At 75.1% G+C, this 19,883-nt stretch carries 15 protein-coding genes; 8 read left to right on the plus strand and 7 right to left on the minus strand.

Annotated features, from left to right (window positions below):
• Positions 1–192: 192 nt before the first annotated feature.
• From ABZ920_RS13220 to ABZ920_RS13240, 5 genes are all read left to right on the plus strand, one after another.
• On the plus strand, positions 193–1,890 hold the full coding sequence (locus tag ABZ920_RS13220) for a SpoIIE family protein phosphatase (protein WP_361503122.1): 1,698 nt from the start codon (positions 193–195) through the stop codon (positions 1,888–1,890).
• A 106-nt stretch (positions 1,891–1,996) separates the two neighbouring features.
• Positions 1,997–2,449, plus strand: a complete 453-nt coding sequence (locus ABZ920_RS13225; protein WP_361502780.1) for a hypothetical protein — start codon at positions 1,997–1,999, stop codon at positions 2,447–2,449.
• Positions 2,450–2,649: 200 nt separating this feature from the next.
• Positions 2,650–3,819 (plus strand): glutamate--cysteine ligase, encoded by a 1,170-nt coding sequence (locus ABZ920_RS13230; protein WP_361502782.1) that lies wholly within the window; start codon positions 2,650–2,652, stop codon positions 3,817–3,819.
• Positions 3,820–4,143: 324 nt separating this feature from the next.
• Positions 4,144–5,928 carry an N-acetylglutaminylglutamine amidotransferase gene (locus ABZ920_RS13235; RefSeq protein WP_361502785.1) on the plus strand — a complete coding sequence of 595 codons (1,785 nt, stop codon included), beginning with the start codon at positions 4,144–4,146 and terminating at the stop codon, positions 5,926–5,928.
• Complete coding sequence (locus ABZ920_RS13240) at positions 5,901–8,654, plus strand: alpha/beta fold hydrolase (protein WP_361502787.1); 2,754 nt, start codon at positions 5,901–5,903, stop codon at positions 8,652–8,654. Before ABZ920_RS13235 ends, ABZ920_RS13240 begins: the two co-directional genes overlap by 28 nt.
• 111 nt (positions 8,655–8,765) lie before the next feature.
• Here the strand turns inward: ABZ920_RS13240 and ABZ920_RS13245 are convergent, their stop codons facing one another.
• Positions 8,766–9,146 (minus strand): hypothetical protein, encoded by a 381-nt coding sequence (locus tag ABZ920_RS13245; protein WP_361502790.1) that lies wholly within the window; start codon positions 9,144–9,146, stop codon positions 8,766–8,768.
• Positions 9,143–10,855, minus strand: a complete 1,713-nt coding sequence (ctaD, locus tag ABZ920_RS13250; RefSeq protein ID WP_361502792.1) for a cytochrome c oxidase subunit I — start codon at positions 10,853–10,855, stop codon at positions 9,143–9,145. The genes ABZ920_RS13245 and ctaD overlap by 4 nt, the downstream gene beginning before the upstream one ends.
• 893 nt (positions 10,856–11,748) lie before the next feature.
• On the opposite strand from ctaD, the gene ABZ920_RS13255 reads away from it, so the two are divergent.
• On the plus strand, positions 11,749–12,240 hold the full coding sequence (locus ABZ920_RS13255) for a hypothetical protein (RefSeq protein WP_361502794.1): 492 nt from the start codon (positions 11,749–11,751) through the stop codon (positions 12,238–12,240).
• Positions 12,241–12,427: 187 nt separating this feature from the next.
• On the opposite strand, the gene ABZ920_RS13260 is transcribed toward ABZ920_RS13255, so the two are convergent.
• The 3 genes from ABZ920_RS13260 to ABZ920_RS13270 all read right to left on the minus strand — a co-directional run bounded on the left by ABZ920_RS13260 (position 12,428) and on the right by ABZ920_RS13270 (position 15,297).
• Positions 12,428–12,841 carry an SRPBCC family protein gene (locus ABZ920_RS13260; protein ID WP_361502796.1) on the minus strand — a complete coding sequence of 138 codons (414 nt, stop codon included), beginning with the start codon at positions 12,839–12,841 and terminating at the stop codon, positions 12,428–12,430.
• Between the two features lie 113 nt (positions 12,842–12,954).
• Positions 12,955–13,980: an AI-2E family transporter gene (locus ABZ920_RS13265; protein ID WP_361502798.1), complete on the minus strand. Its 1,026-nt coding sequence runs from the start codon at positions 13,978–13,980 to the stop codon at positions 12,955–12,957.
• A gap of 576 nt (positions 13,981–14,556) precedes the next feature.
• Positions 14,557–15,297 carry an SOS response-associated peptidase gene (locus ABZ920_RS13270; protein ID WP_361502800.1) on the minus strand — a complete coding sequence of 247 codons (741 nt, stop codon included), beginning with the start codon at positions 15,295–15,297 and terminating at the stop codon, positions 14,557–14,559.
• Positions 15,298–15,610: 313 nt separating this feature from the next.
• Here ABZ920_RS13270 and ABZ920_RS13275 point away from each other — a divergent pair, with 313 nt between their 5' ends.
• Positions 15,611–16,153, plus strand: coding sequence for a DoxX family protein (locus ABZ920_RS13275; RefSeq protein ID WP_361502802.1), 543 nt, complete (start codon positions 15,611–15,613; stop codon positions 16,151–16,153).
• A gap of 560 nt (positions 16,154–16,713) precedes the next feature.
• Here ABZ920_RS13275 and ABZ920_RS13280 read toward each other — a convergent pair.
• Complete coding sequence (locus tag ABZ920_RS13280; protein ID WP_361502805.1) at positions 16,714–17,634, minus strand: carbamate kinase; 921 nt, start codon at positions 17,632–17,634, stop codon at positions 16,714–16,716.
• Positions 17,635–17,652: 18 nt separating this feature from the next.
• Positions 17,653–18,558, minus strand: coding sequence for a universal stress protein (locus ABZ920_RS13285; RefSeq protein ID WP_361502808.1), 906 nt, complete (start codon positions 18,556–18,558; stop codon positions 17,653–17,655).
• Positions 18,559–18,977: 419 nt separating this feature from the next.
• Between ABZ920_RS13285 and ABZ920_RS13290 the strand changes: the two genes are divergently transcribed.
• Positions 18,978–19,625, plus strand: coding sequence for a CBS domain-containing protein (locus ABZ920_RS13290; RefSeq protein WP_361502810.1), 648 nt, complete (start codon positions 18,978–18,980; stop codon positions 19,623–19,625).
• The last annotated feature ends 258 nt before the right edge of the window (positions 19,626–19,883 follow it).

The following is a 19,883-nucleotide window of genomic DNA, read 5'->3' on the forward strand; positions in this document are numbered from 1 at the left end:
GGGCCGGCAGGGCAGAAGCCATGGGGAGTGCCCCGCCGCGGCGCGCGATTGAACCGGCCGTGCGGGGGACACTCCGAGACAGACACACCACACGGGTGCGGAGTGGTGCGGCGAGCCTTCCGGTACGGCCGGAACCGGCACCCGTCGCGGACGAGGAGGCGGGAAGTGAAGAGCCCAGAGGCTCCCGATGCCGTGGACCGACCGTCCCGGGCGGAGGCCGGAGACCGCCTGTGCGAGTCCCTGGACGCCATCGGCACCGGCGCGTACGTGGTGGACGAGGAAGGGCGCATCGTCGCCGCGAACGCCCGGGCGCAGCGCCTGCTGGCCTACCCGCTGGAGGGACTGCTCGGGCAGGACGCGCACGAGCTGCTGCACCGCACCCGCCACGGCGAGCACCTGTCGAGGACGCAGTGCGTGATGCGCCACGCCTTCCTGGCGCGGCGCCCGGCGCAGACCGGGGAGCAGTGGTTCGAGCGCGGGGACGGCTCCATGCTCCAGGTGGCGTGGCTGCAGACCCCGTACCGGGTCGAAGACCGGCCCTCCTGCACCCTCGTGCTCTTCCACTCCCTCGACGAGGCCGGGCCGCTCGGCGCTCCGCAGGACGACGGCTCGACGGGGTCCATCTCGGAGCTGGAGCGTCTCGCGCTGCTCGCGGAGACGACCACGCGCCTGACGTCCACGCTGGACGTCGACGAGGCGCTGGGCCGCCTGATGCGCCTGGTGCTGCCCCGGCTGGCGGACTGGGCGATCGTCGACCTGATCACCGAGGGCGACGAGGTGCAGCGCGCCCTGGTGGTGGAGGCGGCCGACGGCGACCTGGTGACCCGGGAGGACCTGCAGGGACCGATGCCGCCCGTGCCCGAGCAGTCGCAGTGGCCTCTGTCGCGCGCGCTGCGGGGCGTGGCGTCCACGCTCACGGGACCGGAGACCTACCGGCGCGAGCCCGATTCCGGCATCGCGGTCGAGCAGCGCCGCCTGTTCGAGGCGACCGGCATGCGCTCGGCGGCGATCGCGCCGATCCGCACCCTGCGCGAGGTCCTGGGCGCGCTGACCCTGGGCCGCGGCCCGGGGCGCCCGCCCTTCACCGTCACCGACCTGGCGCTGCTGGAGGACATCACGCGCCGGGCCGGCCTCGCGCTCGGCAACGCCCGGCTCTACCAGCGCCAGCGCAAGGTGGCCGAGACCATGCAGCGGCACCTGCTGCCCCAGCTGCCGCGCGTGCCGCGGCTGGAGATGACCGCCCGGTACGTCTCGGCGCCCGACGCCTCGAAGGTCGGCGGGGACTGGTACGACGCGTTCTCCCTCTCGGACGGCGCCATGGCGCTCGCGATCGGCGACGTCGTCGGGCACGACCTGGACGCCGCCGCGGGCATGGCGCAGCTGCGCAACATGCTGCGCGCCTACGCCTGGTCGCAGAAGCAGCCGCCGAGCAGGATCGTCGAGTGGCTCGACCAGGCCACGGAGCACATCAGCGAGGTGTCCATGGCCACGGTGATCCTGGCCCGGATGACCGGTGGCGACGACGGGCTGTGGGAGCTGTCGTGGACCAACGCGGGGCACCCGCCGCCCCTGCTGGTCACCCACGACGGCGTGACCGAGTACCTCACCGAAGGACACGGCATCCTGCTGGGCGCCCGGACCCAGCGCACCCGCCGGGACGCGTCCACGGTGCTGCCGCCCGGATCCACCCTGGTGCTGTACACCGACGGCCTGGTCGAGTCGCCCCGCCACGCCATCGACGAGGGCCTCGACCGGCTGCGCCGGCACGCCGCCGCCCTCGCCCACCGCCCGCTGGAGTCCTTCACCGACGCGCTGCTCGCCCGGGTCCGCCCGGACGACAACGACGACGACGTCGCGATCCTCGCCCTGCGCACCCCCAGCCGCCCCTGAGGCCGCCGCCGTCCAGGGCGGTGATCGTCGCGCTTTTCGCCGGCCGCCCCGTGGGAACCCGGGGTGCCGTGTGCGGCGACCACGCGACACCGAAGGGAGCACCCGGATGCACGCGATGACCAAAGGCCTGCTGGCCGGAGCGGCGGGGACCCTCGCGCTGGACCTCACCACGTACGGCGACATGCTGGTGCGCGGACGCGGATCCAGCGGAGTGCCCGCACAGGTCGCGGAACGGCTCGCCGACCGGACCGGCGTCGGGCTCGGCGAGGGCGACACCAGGTCCCACCGCGCGGAGGCCGCGGGCGCGCTCCTCGGGTACCTCACCGGTGTCGGCGTCGGAGCGGCGTACGGCCTGCTGCGCCGGCGGAGCGGACCCCTGCCGGTCTCGGTGGCCGGGCCGCTGCTCGGCGCGGCGGCCATGGCGGGCAGCGACGTCCCCGCGGCCGCGCTGCGGGTGACCGACCCCTTCTCGTGGGACACGACCTCCTGGGTGTCCGACGTGGTGCCGCACCTCGTCTACGGCCTCACCACCGCATCGGTGTACCGGGCGCTGCACTGACGCCGCCCTTCCGTGGCCGGCGGGCGACCGCGCGTGTGCCCGGCACCCGGCACCCTCTGTGCTCACATGTGAGCTGTGTGGCATCAGATGCGCGGACACGCTTGCGGGCGCTCCGGCCGGGGCACTCGGAAGGTCCGGCGCCCGCGGGGGCCGGGAGGCCGGAGCGTAGGCCGGCCGGATCAGTACGCAAGGGGAGAACGTTGACGTTGCGCATCGGGGCAGAGGAAGAGTTCCACGTGCTGGACGTCGAGAGCGGCCGGCTGGTGCCACGGGCCGGCGCCGTGCTCGACCGGCTGGAGAGCGACGGGTTCACCGCGGAACTCCAGCGGTCCGTCGTGGAAAGCAACAGCCGGGTGCACACCACCCTCGACGACCTGCACGCGGACCTGGCGGAGGCCCGCCGGAAACTGGACGCGGCGGCCTCCTCGCAAGGACTCGCGGTGGTGGCGGCCGGGACCGTCCCGCTGGCCCGGGTGACCTCCCAGGACGTCACCGAGGACGCCCGCTACCGGCACATGGTCGACGAGTACCGCCGGATCGCGGACGAGCAGCTGATCTGCAGCGCGCAGGTGCACGTCGACGTCCCCGACCGGGACACCGCCGTACGCGCCATGTGCCTGGTCTCGCCCTGGCTGCCGCCGCTGCTGGCGCTGTCCGCCAGCTCGCCGTTCTGGCTCGGCGCGGACACCGGGTACGCCAGCTGGCGGACCATGCTGTGGCAGCGCTGGCCCACCGCCGGCCCGGCCGGCTGCTACTCCGGCGCCGCCGAGTACGACGCGGAGCTGGAGGAGCTGATCCGCTCGGGCGTCATCAGCGACGCCGGCATGGTGTACCACGACGTACGGCCCTCGGCGCACCAGCGCACCCTCGAACTGCGGATCTGCGACGCGTGCCCGCGGGTGGAGACCGTGGTCCTCGTGGCCGGCCTCTTCCGCGCCCTCGTCCACGACGCCTGCGAGCGGCTGGCCCACGAGGACGGGCCCGTCTGCGACGGCCGTCACGGCTGGCTGCGCGCAGCCACCTGGCGCGCCGCCCGCTCCGGCCTCGAAGGGCCCCTGGTCGACCCGGTCACCCGGCGCGCCGTCCCGGCCCGCGTGGCCCTGCACGGAATGCTGGCCCGGCTCCGCCCGGCGCTGGAGGCGACCGGCGACTGGGACACCGTCCACGAACTGCTGGCGGAGGTCCTCGCCATGGGCAGCGCCGCACACCGGCTGCGGCAGGCGGCCGAGGCCGAGGACCTGCTCGCGAGCGTCGACCTCATGGTCGCCGAGACCCGCGGCGCGGCGGCCGCGCGTGCCGCCGCCGCACCGGCGTCCGCGCCACGCCCGGCCCGCCGTCCCAGCCCCGTCGCCGGCGGCGCGAGCGCCTGAGCCCGCATCCCCCATGTCCCGCGCCGAGTTCCCGGAGCCCGGCGCCGCCACGCGGCCCCGGCCGCCCGGCACCCGCCGCGGCCGGCCGGGCGGCGTACCGGCACCCGCCGGACCGGCCGCGGCCACCCCGGCGGGTGCCACCGCGGCACCGCCTTCGTCACCGAGGAGAGCTGTCACCGTCATGTCACACGTCCCCACTCCCCCCACCGACGCCGCCCCTGACGCCACCGCGGGAGCGGGCCCGGCCGGCGGCAGTCGGCCGAGGCGCGCCGGCGCGCTGCCGCCGGCCGGGCGCGAGGAGCTCACGGAAGGGGGGAACGCCTGATGTGCGGGCTCAGCGGCGAGATCCGCTTCGACGGCCGGCAGCCCGACCTGGCGGCCGTCGAGCGCATGACCGACCGGCTCGCGCCCCGCGGCCCCGACGGCCGCGGGGTGTGGTCCCAGGGGCCGGTCGCCCTCGGACACCGCCGGCTGAAGATCATCGACCTGTCGGAGAGCGGCGCCCAGCCGATGGCCGACCCGCACGCCCGCATCGTCGGCGTCTTCAACGGCTGCGTCTACAACTACCGCGAGCTGCGCGACGAACTGACGTCCCTGGGCCACCGGTTCTTCTCGGACTCGGACACCGAGGTGGTCCTGAAGGCCTACCAGGAGTGGGGCACCGCCTGCGTCGAGCGGCTCTACGGCATGTTCGCCTTCGTGGTCGTCGAGCAGGACACCGGCCGGGTGGTCCTGGCCCGCGACCGCCTCGGGATCAAGCCGCTGTACCTGGCCGAGGCGCCGGGGCGGCTGCGGTTCGCCTCGTCGCTGCCGGCGCTGCTGGCGGCCGGCGGCGTGGACACCTCCCTCGACCCCGTCGGCCTGCACCAGTACTTCAGCTGGCACGCCACCGTGGCCGCGCCGCACACCGTGCTGAACGGCGTGCGGAAGCTGCCGCCGGCGACCGTCCGTGTGATCGAGGCGGACGGCACCCACGAGGACCACTGCTACTGGCAGCCCGCGTACACGCGGCGGCCCGAGTACGCCGCGCTGTCCGCGGAGGACTGGACGGACGCGGTGCTCCAGGCGCTGCGCACCGCCGTACGCCGCCGGATGGTGGCCGACGTGCCCGTGGGCGTGCTGCTGTCGGGCGGCCTGGACTCCAGCCTGATCGTGGCCCTCCTGGCCGACGAGGGGCAGAGCGATCTGGCCACCTTCAGCGTCGGCTTCGACTCCGAGGGCGGCGAGGAGGGCGACGAGTTCCACTACTCCGACCTGGTCGCCCGGCACTTCGGCACCGACCACCACCAGTTGCTGGTGCCCTCCGACCGGGTCTCGCAGGCCCTGGACGGGGCGGTGCTCGCCATGAGCGAGCCCATGATCAGTCATGACGTGGTCGCCTTCCACCTGCTGTCCGAGCAGGTGGCCAAGGAGGTCAAGGTCGTCCAGAGCGGCCAGGGCGCCGACGAGGTGTTCGCGGGCTACCACTGGTACCCGGCCATGGCGGGCGTGCCCCGGGAGCGCGCGGCCGAGGCGTACATCGACACCTACTTCGACCGGCGGCACGGCGACCTGGCCCGCATCCTGGAACCGGGCGTGCTGCCCGGGAAGGACCTGTCCGGCGACTTCGTGCGCGCGCACATGGCGGCGCCGGGGGCGGAGACGGCCCTGGACGCCGACCTGCGGCTGGACACGCACGTGATGATGATCGACGACCCGGTCAAGCGCGTCGACAACATGACGATGGACTGGGGCCTCGAAGCCCGGGTGCCCTTCCTCGACCACGAGCTGGTCGAGCTGGCGGCCGCCTGCCCGCCGGAGCTGAAGCTCGCGGACGGCGGCAAGGGCATCCTGAAGGCCGCGGGCCGCAAGGTGCTGCCGCGGGACGTCGTCGACCGGCCCAAGGGCTACTTCCCGGTCCCGGCGATCAAGCACATGGCCGGGCCGGTGCTGCACCGGGTCCGCGAGGCCCTCACCGCCCCGGAGGCCGTGTCCCGGGGTCTCTTCCGCCAGGACCACGTCGCCGAAATGCTGGCGGAGCCGAACGCACACCGCACCAAGAGGGGGGCGAACGCCCTGTGGCAGGTCGCCCTGCTGGAGATATGGCTGCAGACGCACGGAATCCGCTGACCGGGGCCCCGGCACCCGAACGGACCGGACCCGGCCGCCCGGAACACCCCGGGCGGCCGGACCCCGCGGACCTCTCGGCACGCTCCGGCCGCCCGGCGCGCCCGGAGGGGCGGCAGGGCCACTCCGTACGGCCGGCTGAGCCGGGCCGGCCGGCCACCCCCTGGGACACGGCGTTCGGCGCCGGCCCGGCGGACACCCCGGAGCCCGGTCGTACGCGGACCGAGCCACCGGCCGGCCGGAGCCCGGCCGCCACCGGTACGGCACCTCCGGACACACCGGACCCGACGCGAGCCGTCCGGTCCACGGAACTGCCCGACGGCACACCCCAGGCGGGTCAGCGGCCCGCGCCCGCGCCCACGCCGCTGCCGGACACCGCCGCGACCCACGACGTGCCCGCCCTGCTGCCGGCTCACGGCTGCTGGTACCCCTCCGTGGACCCCGGCGGCCGGTACGTCGCGTTCATCTGCGACCGGACCGGCGTGCCGCAGCTGTGGGCCGGGCCGGTCGACGGCGACGAGGCCCGCCTCCTGGACGCCGGTCCCCACCCGGTGACCGAGGTGTCCTGGTCGCCCGACGGCCGCTGGATCGCGTACACCGCCGCCCCGGGCGGCGGTGAGCACACCCGGGTGCTGTGCGTGCGTCCGGACGGCACGGGACGGCGGATCCTGGCGGGCGGTGAGCCGGACAGCTCCGCGTATCTGGGCTGCTGGCAGCACGACGGTTCGGCGGTCGCGGTCACGGTGGCCGAGGCGGTCCCGCACCCCGGCGCGGAGGACGCCGCGTCCGCCGGCCTGGACGTGGCGGCGCTGTACCGCCCGGGCGGCCGGAGCGCCGGCGGCCTCAGGACCCCTCTGCACGGTGCGGCCTTCGCCCACGGGGCACCGCCGCACGGACCGCGGCCACCGTTCGGCTCCGCGCCCGGCACGCCCTCCGTGCCGCGCACCGCCGACGGCGGTTCCGCGGTTCCTGGAACCACGCGGGTCGGACCGTCCGCGGCCGCCAACGGTGGCGCGCGGGGCCGCGAGCCCGCTCCGAAGACGCTGTCGGCCTATCTCGTCGATCCGGACGGCGTGGCCGCGCCCGTGCTGATCGCGAGCGAGCGCGGGGCCGCGACCCTGCGCGTGTGCGACCTCAGCCGGGACGGCCGCTTCGCCCTGGTGCGCCGGGGCCCGCGCGGGCGGCGCGAGGCCCTCGTCGTGCGCGTCCCGGACCTGCGGGTGACCTGCGCGCTGCGGGTCGCCGACGGGGACCCCTGGATCGGCGGCTTCTCGCCGGACAGCCGCACGCTGTGGCTGCGCAGCGACCACGAGCGGGAGTACGCCGCCCTGTACGCGGTCCGGCTCGACGCGCGGGGAGAGCGGCTCGGTCTGGCGGTCGCCGCCCACCGTGACGACTGCGACCTGGAGCTGCTGGCTCTCGACCGCAACGGCCGCAGCGCGGTGCTGTCGTGGAACGTGCGCGGGGTGAGCGAACTGGAGGTCGCCGCCCTGGCCCAGCGCCGCGACGCCGGCGGCCGGGACACGCACGGCTCCGCCCAGGGCGGTACCGCCGACGCGGGGGACGTTGCCGCACCGGACAGCCCCGCCGCACCGGAGACTTCTGTGCGGCCGTCGGCCGGCGCCACGGCCGAGGGCACGGCCGAGCCCTCGCTCCCCGGGCCCGCGGACGGCACCGCCGAGTCGGCGCCGGCAACCCGCGTCGAGGACGCCGCCCGGCCGCCGCGCGACGCCGGCGGCCTGCCGGAATCGGCGGTCGGGCCGACCCGCACCGTGCCGCTGCCGCACGAGGTCGTGACGAGGGTGGCGGTCACCTCCGACCCGGACGCCCCCGTCGTGGCCCTGTCCGGCTCGCAGCGCCGTCCCGGCGTCTGGTGGCTCCCGCAGGGGACTCCCCTGCGCACCCCCTGGTCCTCCGGCGACGAGGCCGTGGCCCTCACCGGGCACCGGCCCGTGCGCCCGGTGCCCCTGCGGCCCGTCGCCCGCGACGGGCTCGCCCTGGGCGGCTGGTACTACCGCGCGCCGGGCCGCCCCGCGAACACGCCGGCGCCCTGCGTGCTGTACCTCCACGGCGGCCCGGAGGACCAGGAGCGCCCGGTGTTCGAACCGCTCTTCCACGAGTTGCTGGGCCGGGGGCTGGACGTCTTCGCCCCCGACGTGCGCGGCTCGTCGGGCTACGGGCGCTCGTTCGTGGACGCGGACCTGGGCACGGGCCGGTTCGCCGCCATCCAGGACGTGGCCGACTGCGCGGCCCACGTGATGATCGAGGGTCTCGCCGACCCGCGCCGGCTGGCCGTCCTCGGCCACTCGTACGGCGGCTACCTGGTCATGGCGTCGCTGGTCTGGCACCCGGAACTGTTCCGCACCGGCGTCCCGGTCTGCGGCATGTCGGACTTCGCCTCCTTCTTCGCCGGCACCGAGCCGTGGATCGCCGAGTCGGCCGCCCACAAGTACGGGCATCCGGTCCGCGACCGCGAGCTGCTGCACGCGCTGTCACCGATGAGCCGGGTGGACGCGCTGCGCGTCCCGGTGCTGGCGGTGCACGGCGAACACGACACCAACGTGCCGCCCGGCGAGTCCGAGCAGTTCGTGCGGGCGGCCAGGGAGCGGGGGCTCGAGGCGGAAGTGCTCGTCCTGCACGAGGAGGGCCACTACTTCCGGCGTGCCGACAACCGCCGCCTGTTCCGCCGGAGGGCGGCCGACTGGATCGAACGCCATCTGGCCGGCTGACCCCCGTACGGCGCGCCCCCACGGCCGGCCCGCGTGCGGCGCGCCCCCGCGGCGACCGCTGTTCCACGGGGCGCGTCTCGCCGGTGACCCGTGCGGGGCGCGCCCTGTCCCCTACGCGTCCCGGGTCAGTGCGCACAGCACCGTGACGAGACCGCCCGCACCGGCCAGCAGGGCGCAGGCGACGGCCGCGTGCCGTCTGAGCAGGGCCCGGCGCAGTTCCGCGTAGCGCGTCTCGTACTCGTGCCGCAGTTGCTCGGCGCGGCCGGCGATCGTGCGCAGCGTCTGGCGGGTGATCTCCAGGCGCTGCCGCACGTAGTGGTGGGTGACGTCGTCGGCCTGCGCTCCGGTCAGCCAGGGCAGGCACGCGCAGAGGGCGGCCGCCTCGCGCCGTGCCCGGTCGCGTTCCGCCTGTGCGAGCAGGTAGCCCTCCACCTCGTTGACCAGCCGGGCCGGCTGCTCGGCGGGCGGGAGGTCGCGGCCCGGGCCGGTCACGACCGGCTGCCTTCGTGTCCGGCGGCGTCGACGACGTCGCGCCGGCCGGTGTCCTGCTTCTGGTCCAGCTGGGAGACCTCCGGATGGTGGATGTCGAACGCGGGCGCTTCCGAGCGGACCCTGGGCAGGGTGACGAAGTTGTGCCGGGGCGGCGGGCAGGAGGTGGCCCACTCCAGGGAGCGGCCGTAGCCCCAGGGGTCGTCGACCTTGATTTTCTCGCCCTCCTTGGCTGTTTTCCAGACGTTGTAGAAGAACGGCAGCGTGGACAGGCCGAGCAGGAACGCCCCGATGGAGGAGACGGTGTTGAGGGCGGTGAAGCCGTCGGCGGCCAGGTAGTCGGCGTAGCGGCGCGGCATGCCCTCGGCGCCCAGCCAGTGCTGCACCAGGAACGTGGTGTGGAACCCGACGAACAGCGTCCAGAAATGGATCCGGCCGAGGCGTTCGTCGAGCATGGTGCCGGTCATCTTCGGCCACCAGAAGGTGAACCCGCCGAACATGGCGAACACGATCGTGCCGAAGAGCACGTAGTGGAAGTGCGCGACGACGAAGTAGCTGTCGGTGACGTGCCAGTCCAGGGGCGGCGAGCCGAGGACGACACCGGTCAACCCGCCGAAGAGGAACGTCACGAGGAAACCGGCGGCCCACAGCATCGGCGTCTCGAAGGACAGCGACCCCTTCCACATGGTGCCGATCCAGTTGAAGAACTTCACGCCCGTGGGGACGGCGATCAGATAGGTCAGCAGGGAGAAGAACGGCAGCAGCACGGCCTGGGTGGCGAACATGTGGTGCGCCCACACGACGGCGGACAGCCCGGTGATGGTGATCGTCGCCCCGACGAGACCCGTGTAGCCGAAGATCGGGGTGCGGGAGAACACCGGGATGATCTCCGTGACCACGCCGAAGAACGGCAGGGCCAGGATGTAGACCTCCGGGTGGCCGAAGAACCAGAACAGGTGCTGCCACAGCAGGGCTCCGCCGTTGGCCGGGGCGAAGACGTGCGCGCCGAACTGCCGGTCCGCCTCCAGCACCAGCAGCGCGGCCGCCAGCACCGGGAAGGCGAGCAGCACGAGCACCGAGGTGAGCAGGATGTTCCAGCTGAAGATCGGCAGGCGGAACATCGTCATGCCGGGGGCGCGCATGCACACGATGGTGGTGATGAAGTTGACCGCGCCGAGGATGGTGCCGAAGCCGGACAGGGCCAGGCCCATGATCCACAGGTCGGCGCCCACCTGGCCGCTGTGGCGCCGGCCGCTGAGCGGGATGTAGGCCGTCCAGCCGAAGTCCGCGGCGCCGTCGGGGGTCAGGAGGCTGCCCAGCACGATCAGGCCGCCGAAGAGGAACAGCCAGTAGGCGAGCATGTTCAGCCGGGGGAAGGCGACGTCCGGGGAGCCGATCTGGAGCGGCATGATCGCGTTGGCGAAACCGGCGAAGGTCGGCGTGGCGAACAGCAGCAGCATGATCGTGCCGTGCAGCGTGAACGCCTGGTTGTACTGCTCGGCCGACAGCATCTGGAGCCCCGGACGGGCCAGTTCCGCCCGGACCGCCAGCGCGAGGACACCCGCGATCAGGAAGAACCCGAACGAGGTGATCAGGTACAGGTGCCCGATCTTCTTGTGGTCCGTCGTCGTGATCCAGGAAACGATCACCCGTCCCCCGCCATGGCGTTCCGCGGTCGGCCCCAAGCTCGCCGGCTCGGCCTGCACAGCCATCGGTGACCCCTATCGACATGGAAGACCCGGGAAGCGGGCAACACTCCAAAGGTTCCGCATTCCGGGCGGGCCCGCACGCACCTCACGGCACGCGGGCGTCCGTGTCGGCCCACCGTGCGCCGGACCGCGCCCGGTTGCCGGACCACGGTCCAGGCGTGCGGCTCCCGGGCACACGGCGCGGCTCCCGCCGTCCCGTCCCGCCGGCCCCGCCCCGGAAACCCGCCTGCCGTACCGCCCGTGACGGCCCGGACCCGGGGCTCTCCCGGGGCGTGCCCGGTTTCGTGGCACCGAGCCGGTCCGGTGACCGGGGTGCCCTCGCGGCAGGGCACCTCGCCGGGGTCCTCCGGCCTGATCCGCGGGACACTCCCTAGCTCTAGCCCGTTCGCCTGAACGTCGCGCGCGCCCGGTCCCGGCGGCGCGACGGCGGGGGCCGCGGAGCGGCGGCGCGGGCCGGCCGGGCGGGCGCGGCGGGATCCCGCGCGACGGACCGGGCGCCGGGTGGCCGGCCGGCGCCGAACCTCCTTGGCGGTGCCCGCCTTTCGGCCACGCGCGCCGTGCCGCCGGGCGGGTCTGTTCCGTATTGGCCGATGTCGTCCGTTCGGGTTGCTCGCTCAAGATGCCGACTGGCGGCAGGGCGACTAGCGTCTACAAGTGACAGCCGCAATACGGGGTACGTTCCCGTTCCGGCGAGGCGCCCGAGCGGGGCCCGTGCCGTAGCGCACGGCTGCGCGGCCTGACACGGCCGGCGTCGCGGCGCCGCAGGGCGAGGCGTGTCCCCACATCACAAGCGGCGACGCCTGAGACCGCGCCGCACACACATCTCCTTGGCGGCGGCGGCCATCATTCTCGCGCCCATGGGACTGCGCGAGACGATGGAAAAGAAAGGTGAACCCATGCGAGCACAGCGTGTGAAGCGTCTCTTTGCGGTCTCCGCAGCCGGCGTCATGCTGGCCGGCGGCGCCGCGATCGGCGCGGCGGGGACCGCTTCCGCGGCCCCGCAGAACACCTCCCACAACTACAACCGTTACTGCGACAACTGGGGCAACGGCTGGTGGGGTGACAACGACTGCGACTACGGCTGGGGCGGTCACGGCTGGGGCGGTCACGGCTGGGGCGGTCACGGCTGGGGCGGTCACGGCTGGGGCGGCTACGGCGGCTACGGCGACCACGGCGGCTACGGCGGCGGCTACGGCGGCGGCTACGGCGACCATGGCGGCGGCTACGGCGGCGGTCACGGAGGCGACCATGGCGGCGGCTACGGCGGCGGTCACGGAGGCGGCTACGGCGGCGGCGGTCACGGAGGCGGCGGCGGCTACGGCGGCGGCGGTCACGGAGGCGGCGGCGGCTACGGCGGCGGTGGCGGTCACGGAGGCGGCGGGCACTGACCCGATCCTCTGAACGATGAGCGGTGTGAGACCTCGTCACGAGGCCTCACACCGCCTCGCGTCCTTCGGCCGAGGACGCGCGGCGGTCATGCCGCGCGCGGGATGACCGCCCTCCCGGCCTGTGCAACCGCCGTGACGGCCCGGCGAGCTGCCGGGCCGTCACACACCTCTCGGGGTCGCGCCCAGGTCAGCCGGCCGGGTTGTCGGTGTCCCTGCGCACCTGCTCCTCCAGTCGCCGCAGGCTGCCCTCGAGGGCGTCGGCGGCGGCCCGCTCACCCGGATCGTGGCGGTCGTCGAAGAACGACAGGTGGACGGTCACCTCGCTGGCTCCGCTGCCGATGCCCGCGACCTGGAGCCAGCCGGCGTAACTGCCCTGTTCGCGCGTGCCCCACTCGATGCGCATCTGATCGGGCTCGGCGCGCAGCAGGGCGGAGGTGTCCTGGTCGGTCCGGTCCTCGTGGACGGTGACGGCGGGTAGGTCCTCGGCGTGCACGTGGAGGTCGTCCGGGAGCCAGGAGTCCAGCCGGCCGAGGTCGGCGGCCTGGTCGAAGATCCGCTCCGGCTGGGCGGGCATCGTGCGTGAACGTTCGTACTCGGCCATCACGGCACCGTTCCTCCGCTCGGGGGTGGTACGACGGACGCGTGCCCCTTTTCGCGCGGGCCGAAAAGCCCCGACCGGGATCGCGCGAGGCGGAGGCCCGCTGCCGCGGTCCGTCACGCCGGGGTGCGTGTCGCGCCCAGCACCGCCCAGGCGACGGAGACGAGGGGGACGGCGACGACCGCGCCGATCACTCCGGCGACGATGCTGCCCCCGATGACGGAGACGGCGACGACGAGCGGGTGCAGGCGGACCGCCCAGCTGAGGACCAGGGGATGCAGCACGTGCCCTTCCAGCTGGCCGATGACGACGATGAGCACCAGGACGGCGGCGGCCACGAGGGGACCGCGGCCGGCGAGGGCGACCACCGTGGCGACGCCGAGCGCGATCGGCGAGCCCACCAGCGGGACGAACGCGGCGAAGAACTCCAGCAGGGCGAGGGGCAGCGCGAGCGGCACCCTCAGCAGCAGCAGGGCGGCGCCGACCAGCAGGGCGTTCGTGGCGGCCACGATGATGATGCCGCGGGTGTACCCGGCGAACGTGCTCCAGGCCGCCCGTCCCGCGCGGTCCCACACCGGACGTGCCGCGCCGGGCAGCAGCTGGTCGCGCGCCCACCGCCAGTGGGCCTCCCCGGAGTGGATGAAGAAGACGGAGGCGAAGAGGGCCAGTGCGCCCCCGGTGACCACCTCCACCACCCTGCCGAGGCCGCTGACGGCGGTGCTGAGCAGCCCGGCCCGGTGGGAGGTGACGTAGTCGAGGATCCGCTGCTGGAGGTCGGAGAGGGTGCCGGGGCGCAGCCGGAACGGCGGGCGCTCCAGCCAGACCTCGATCCGGTGGACGCCGCCGCGGAACTCACCGGTCAGCCGGGTCCACTCCCCCGCCACCGCGTTGCCGACGAGGGCGAGCAGGGCGAGGAGGACCAGGATGCTGCCGACGAGGGAGACGGCGATCGCGAGCGGTCGCGGCAGGACGCGGTTCAGCAGGTCGGCCAGGGGGCGCAGCAGCGACGTGATGACGAGCGCGGCGAACAGGGACACGGCGACCAGGTGGAACCGGCCGAGGACGGTGAAGACGCCGTAGACGGCGGCGCCCACGAGGAGGAGGCGCCAGGCGTAGGCGGCGGCGACGCGCAGCCACGTCACCGTGTGCTCGGCCGACGGGGCCGCCGGACGGGACCGGGCGCGGGGCGGGAGCCGTACGGCGCGCGCCGGCCGGCTGCCCAGCACCGCGCCGCCGGTTCGGCGCCGCCGGCCCGGCCCGGCCGCGGGGCCGCCCGCATCCGCCACCACGCCTCCCGGCCTCGCTCGGCGACTGCCCGTCACGTCTCGTGCTGTGACCGGAGAGGTTCACCGGGTCGCGGCGCCCGGCGCCGCACCTCGCCGCGTTGCCGGATCGTCCGAGTACTTCCCGTACGCGGGCGATGCTCCGCCGTGCGACTCCCCCACGGCCCGGCGGCGTGGGAGATACCCACACCCCGCGGCCCGAACGGCGTGGGGACCTGCCCCAGCACCGGGTGTCACGAGCTTCCCGGCGAACCTTTCCGGTCACATCACTAGAGCACGGTAAGCGGAAGGGGGGCGGGGCGGGACGCAACGCGCCCGGCGACGGGGGCGGCGGCGGGCTGCCGTGGTCACCGGACGGCCGCGGCGCCGGCGCGGCCCCTGACGGCCGCGCCCGGCCGCGCCCGGCGACGCGGGCGGCGGGCCGGCTGCCAAACCTCACGGCGTCGCCTCCTCCAGCAACTGCGGGCCGTTGTTGCGCACGTTGTTGACGGCCGGTGAGACGGGCCGGGCGTCCAGGTGCCCGTCCGCCGGCTGTGTCAGCAGGGCGCGCAGCGCGGCGGGGTCCTCGTGGTGCGGGTCGAGCCAGGCGTCGTAGTGGTCCGGGCTCAGGGCGAGGGGCATGCGGGGGTGGACGCGGCCGGCCGCGTCGGTGGCCTCGGTGGTGACGATGGTGCACGTGATCAGCCAGGCCGCGGGATCGTCGTCCCGGGCGACCCGCGGGTCGCGCCAGTACTCGTACAGCCCGGCGAGCGCCATCACGCGGTCGTCCTCGGGGTGGATGAAGTAGGGCTGCTTGCGGGTCCTGCCCGCGCCCTCGGTCCTGGCCTGCTGCCACTCGTAGAAGCCGTCGGCCGGCAGCAGGCAGCGGCGCCGGGCGAAGGCGCCGCGGAACGCCGGTTTCTCGTGGAGGGTCTCCACCCTGGCGTTGATCAGCCGGCTGCCGATCCTGACGTCCTTCGCCCAGGACGGCACCAGACCCCAGCGGACCGGCCGAAGCTGCCTGCGCGCGGGCGCGTCGTCGCCGCCGCGCGGGGTTCGTTCGAGCACGGCGTAGACGTCGTCGGTGGGGGCGACGTTCCAGCTCGGCGCCAGCTTCTCCTCGGGATGCCATTCGCTGACACCGAAGTGCTGGACCAGGTCGTCGGGACGGCGGGTGGACACATAGCGACCGCACATGTCGAACAACTTCTCCCTTCTGCGGGGCGCTGTATCGCGCCACTCCGCTCAGCACCGCGTCGGCAGGGTGCTGGGGCCGGCACGCCATGCGTCGCCTTCCCCAGCCGTGCCCGTCGAGTCCCGGGCGGGTGCCGTGCGCGTCCGCCGTTCCGGGACTCGCCGACCGCGGCTTCCAGGGTGGCCCGGTGTGCCGCGAGCGGTCGTCGAGCGACGCGCGGAAGAATCCTTGAACTTTCACGTATCGGCTATCGTGGAGCAGAAGCTTGAAACTTCAAGCGAGCCCCCTGCCCTCCAGCAGAAAGGTCCGTCCGCCATGGCCTCCACCCTCACCCGCTCCGCCTCCTCCTCCACCGTCGCCGAGGGGGCCTCGCCGCACGCCTACGACGTCGGGTTGCTGATCGTCCGTGTCGCCCTCGGACTGACCGTCGCGGCGCACGGCGTCCAGAAGCTGTTCGGCTGGTTCGGCGGCGGGGGTCTTGAGGGCACCGGCCAGTTCTTCACGATGAGCGGCTACCCCGCGGGCGAGACGATGGCCGCGATCGCCGGACTGAGCGAGACCCTCGGCGGGCTGGGCCTGGTGCTCGGCCTGCTGACGCCACTGGCCGGCGCCGCCGTCCTCGGCACGATGATCAACGCCCTGGCCGTCAAGTGGGGCGGCGGGTTCTTCGCCCCCCAGGGCATCGAGTACGAACTCCTGCTGGCCGCCGGCGCGGCCGGACTCGCCCTCACCGGGCCCGGCAGGATCGCTGCCGACCGCTTCCTGCCCGGGCTGCGCGCGCACCGGCTGGTCCACGGGACCGCTGCCGTGGCACTCGCCGTCGTGCTCGCCGGTGTGGTCCTGCTCATCCGCGACTGAGCCGCCGCCGCTTCCCGCAGGGCTGACCGCCCGGGTGTGGCAGTCGGCGCCGCCGCACCCGCAGACGCCACGCGGGCAGGCCGGGCCTCCGGCCGGCCGCCATGGGACGCCGGCCGGACAGCCCGGCCGGACCGGCCGGCTCGGCGTCGGCCGGACAGCCGAAGAGGCGCGTGCGCGAGCCTCGCCGCATGAACGACCGGTCCATGAGCATGGCGCCCGCACACCCCTGACATTGGTCCACCGGCGCGACCGCCATCTGCGGGGCGGCGACCACATTCCCTTCCTGGAACGCGCCTGTCCCGCCGCCCGCTTCACCGAACCGGCCGAGACCGGCGGCCGCGGATGCGGGCCCGCGCCGGGCGGACCCGGCAGGGGGCGGTGGGCCGCCGATCACGGCGGCCCAGGAGACGCCGGCGCACGCCGCCGGCCGGCCGTCAGCGGGCGGTGAGCCCGGGTGGAAGCCGAGGCCGTGGGCGCGGGACTGCCACCGCCAGCCGGTTCGGCTCATCGGGCCGGTCGCGGTGGGCCGGGTTCCAGCCCCCACCGGCCCGGCCGGTGTCTCAGCCGGCGGCCAGGGCGGGGCGGACGAGCGTGCCCGACCTGCCGTGGACGATCTCATAGGCCGCGTCCAGCGCGCCGATGGCGGCCAGGGCGCCGGTGGCCTCGACGAAGCGGGCGGCCGCCTCGACCTTCGGTCCCATGGAGTCCTCGGCGTAGCGGCCGGCCCGCAGTTCGCCGGGGGTGGCGTCCAGCACGGGCCGCTGGCGGTGGGTCCCGTAGTGGTCGTAGACGTTCGGCACGTCGGTGAGGACGAGCAGGAAACCTGCCTTGAGGTCCTGGGCGAGCCGGGCGGCGGCCAGGTCCTTGTCGACGAGGCCCTCCACGGCGCTCAGCAGGCCCCGCTCCGCGACGACGGGCACGCCTCCGCCGCCCGAGCAGACGACGACCGTGCCGCTGCCCAGCAGTTCCTCGACCGTCTCGGTCTCCACGATCCGCTGGGGGGACGGCGCGGGAACCACGCGCCGCCAGCCGCCGCGGCCGTCGTCGGCGATGTGCCAGCCGCGCCGGCGGGCGAACGCCTGTGCCAGCTGCCGCGGGTAGGCGGGGCCGACGGGCGTGGTGGGGCGGCCGAACGCGGGGTCGTCGGCGCGGACCAGGGCGTGGGTGACCAGCGCGGCGACGCGGCGGCCCGGCAGGGCGTCGCGGAGGGCGCGCGCCAGCAGGGAGCCGATCATGCCCTGGGTCTGGGCGGTGAGCAGGTCGAGCGGGAAGGGCGCGCTGAGTTCGGGGTCGGCCGTGGTCTCCTCGGCGAGCAGGTCGACCTGCGGCCCGTTGCCGTGGGTGATCACGAGGTCGTGGTCGTGGGCGAGGGGCGCGATCGCGGTGGCCACCCGGACGACGTTCGCCCGCTGGACGGCGGCGTCGGGGCGGTCGCCCCGCAGGAGCAGGGCGTTGCCGCCGAGGGCGATGACGATACGCATGGCGCGGTCCTCGCCGCCTCAGGGGTGCGGGACGACGGCGACGGGGCAGCCGGCGTGGTGCAGCACGGCGTGGACGACCGGCCCCATGTGGGTCCCGAGGCGCCCGGCGGCCCGGCGTCCGACGACCACGAGTCCCGCGGCGCTCGCGGCATGGACGAGCTCCGCGGCCGGCCGCCCCGCCGTCACCGTCCGGGTCACCGGGACCTCCGGGTACTTCTCGCACCACGGGCGCAGCGCCGCCGCCAGCTCCTTCTCGCGCTCCGGCAGCGCGCTGGAAGCCGGGTCCTGCCGGGCCGGGCCGGTGCGGGCGTCGGGCTCCCGCGCCTTGCGGGCGTGCACGACGCACAGGTCGGTGCCGCGCCGCCGGGCCGCGTCGAAGGCGAACTCGATCAGCTCGTCGTAGGGGTGCTCGATGTCCAGGCCGAGGACGACGGCACGGTAGGGGGTCTCGGGGATCTCGTGCGGCGCGACCCCGTTCACGGCGGGCAGGTGGTCGTCGGCGGCGCTCTGTCCCGCGCGCACCAGCACCACGGGGCGGGACGACCTCGCCACCACCCGCTGGGACACGGACCCGGTCACGAATCCGGCCACCGTGCCGAGCCCGAGCGAGCCCACGACCAGCAGCTCGGCGTCCGCGGCGGCGGTGAGCAGGGCGGCGACCGGGGTGTCCTCGATCAGACGGCCGTCGAGCGCCAGCGTGGGGTGCGCGGCGCGGACGCTGTCGACGGCCTGCCGCAGGATCAGTTCGGCCCAGTCCTGATCGGTGGTGTCCGAGACCACGTACGGCGCCGGGCCGGCGGGCCTGCGCCAGGCGTGCACGAGATCGAGCCCGGCTCCCCGGCGCAGGGCCTCCTGGGCCGCCCAGTGCGCGGCCGCCAGGCTCTCGGGAGATCCGTCGACTCCCACGGCGACAGTCCGAAGCATGACGCGTCCCTCCCGCTGGTTCGGCCCTCCTGCTGCTTCGAGCGTCCTGCCGGGCGGGACGGGCGCCCATGGGCCGCACGGCCCCGCCTCGGTCCCTTCGGCCCCAAAAGGGTGACCGGTTCCGCGGCCCGGACCCGCCCCCGTACACCGGCGTCGCCGGCGCCGAGGAGGACGAGGTCCGCCGCGCCGTCCCGGCTTGGAGGAGGACATCGGTCCGGCGGGCCGGGCGCGGCCGGGGCCGACCGGCCCCCTGCCCGGGACCGGCGGGACCTCCCGCCGGCGGCCCCGGCGGCCGGAGGGTGGAACGGACGAGCGGGCAGCGGACCCGGTCCGGTGCCGGGCCCCGGTTCCGCGCCGCGCGTCGGACGTGGCGGGGAGGGGCCGGCCCCACCCCGCCGATTCGCTCGAGGAGAACTGCCGTGACATCGCAGACGGTCGGCGAGGTGATGACCCCTGAGGTGGTCCACGCCCACCGGGCGACACCGTTCAAGGAAGTGGTCCGGTTGCTGGACCACCACCACATCAGCGGTCTTCCGGTCGTCGACCGCGACGACAAGGTGATCGGCGTCGTCTCCGGTACCGACCTGGTGCGCGAGCAGGCGGCCCGGGACGGCGGGGGCCCGGACCGCCCGGTCACCGCGGGGGACGTGATGTCGACGCCCGCGGTGACCGTGCATCCGGAGCAGGGCGTCCCGGACGCGGCCCGGCTGATGGAACGTCACGGCATCGAGCGGCTGCCGGTGGTGGACGAGGAGGACCGCCTCGTCGGCATCGCCACCCGCCGCGACCTGCTGCGGGTGTTCCTGCGCGCGGACGACGACATCCGCCGCCAGGTGACCGACGAGGTGGTGGCCGGGGAGCTCGGGCTGCCGCGGGAGGCCGTCGGCGTCTCCGTCCGGGACGGGGTCGTCCGGCTGGACGGGCGCGTGCGGTTGCGCAGCGACGTGCCCCTGGCCGTCCGCTCCGCGTGGCGGGTGGACGGCGTCATCGGCGTGATCAACGACCTCGCCTTCCAGGTCGACGACTGCGAGCCGCACGCGGTTCCCGGGGCGCCGGGGAGGCAGTGACACCGCCCGCGGCCGGCCGACACGGTTCCGCGGCGCCGCCCGCGAGCGGGTGGCCGACGGCGCGGCGTGGGCGACCGGGTGTGGCGTGGGGGCGATTCCACCGTGCGGTGCGCTTCCCGCGCGGACGGACGGATACCCCGGGCGGACGGACCCCCGCGCGGACGGTCCCGGGTCCCGTGAGCCGGCGGGTCTCAGGTAGGGACCGATCCGCGTGCGGGCGCCTCCCACGCCCCAGGTCCCGCGTGCGGCCGGATCCCC

It is taken from the genome of Streptomyces sp. NPDC046831 (assembly GCF_040645305.1).
Lineage (GTDB): Bacteria > Actinomycetota > Actinomycetes > Streptomycetales > Streptomycetaceae > Streptomyces.

Coding starts and splice junctions, on each gene's coding strand:
- ABZ920_RS13225 (WP_361502780.1), top strand. CDS start 1,997: ATGCACGCGATGACCAAAGGCCTGCTGGCCGGAGCGGCGGGGACCCTC.
- ABZ920_RS13235 (WP_361502785.1), top strand. CDS start 4,144: ATGTGCGGGCTCAGCGGCGAGATCCGCTTCGACGGCCGGCAGCCCGAC.
- ABZ920_RS13240 (WP_361502787.1), top strand. CDS start 5,901: ATGGCTGCAGACGCACGGAATCCGCTGACCGGGGCCCCGGCACCCGAA.
- ctaD (WP_361502792.1), bottom strand. CDS start 10,855: ATGGCTGTGCAGGCCGAGCCGGCGAGCTTGGGGCCGACCGCGGAACGC.
- ABZ920_RS13255 (WP_361502794.1), top strand. CDS start 11,749: ATGCGAGCACAGCGTGTGAAGCGTCTCTTTGCGGTCTCCGCAGCCGGC.
- ABZ920_RS13260 (WP_361502796.1), bottom strand. CDS start 12,841: ATGGCCGAGTACGAACGTTCACGCACGATGCCCGCCCAGCCGGAGCGG.
- ABZ920_RS13270 (WP_361502800.1), bottom strand. CDS start 15,297: ATGTGCGGTCGCTATGTGTCCACCCGCCGTCCCGACGACCTGGTCCAG.
- ABZ920_RS13275 (WP_361502802.1), top strand. CDS start 15,611: ATGGCCTCCACCCTCACCCGCTCCGCCTCCTCCTCCACCGTCGCCGAG.
- ABZ920_RS13280 (WP_361502805.1), bottom strand. CDS start 17,634: ATGCGTATCGTCATCGCCCTCGGCGGCAACGCCCTGCTCCTGCGGGGC.
- ABZ920_RS13285 (WP_361502808.1), bottom strand. CDS start 18,558: ATGCTTCGGACTGTCGCCGTGGGAGTCGACGGATCTCCCGAGAGCCTG.